This window comes from Microbacterium sp. LB12, from assembly GCF_037150835.1.
In the GTDB taxonomy this organism is placed as follows: Bacteria; Actinomycetota; Actinomycetes; order Actinomycetales; family Microbacteriaceae; genus Microbacterium.
The window spans coordinates 1-248 of record NZ_JBBCPF010000065.1 but is presented as its reverse complement, the minus strand read 5'-3'; the positions used below and the strand labels follow the sequence as shown (position 1 = coordinate 248).

Here is a 248-nt window from a genome sequence, read left to right as displayed (position 1 = left end):
CGTCGCGGACTGCTACCTCGCCGGGGTCTCCACCCGCCGGATGGACAAGCTCGTGAAGACCCTCGGGATCCACTCCCTCTCGAAGTCACAGGTGTCACGGATGGCCGCTGACCTCGACGAGCACGTCGACCAGTTCCGGCACCGCCCGCTGGGTGACGCGGGGCCGTTCACGTTTGTCGCGGCGGACGCGTTGACGATGAAGGTTCGTGAGGGCGGCCGGGTGATCAACGCGGTCGTGCTCGTCGCGA

Annotated in this window: 1 protein-coding gene; it reads left to right on the top strand. The window is 67.7% G+C overall.

Translation table 11 applies throughout. The annotated features are described in order from the left end of the window. A partial coding sequence (locus WFM69_RS19400) for a transposase (protein ID WP_337007480.1) occupies nucleotides 1-248 on the top strand: 248 nt, incomplete at both ends.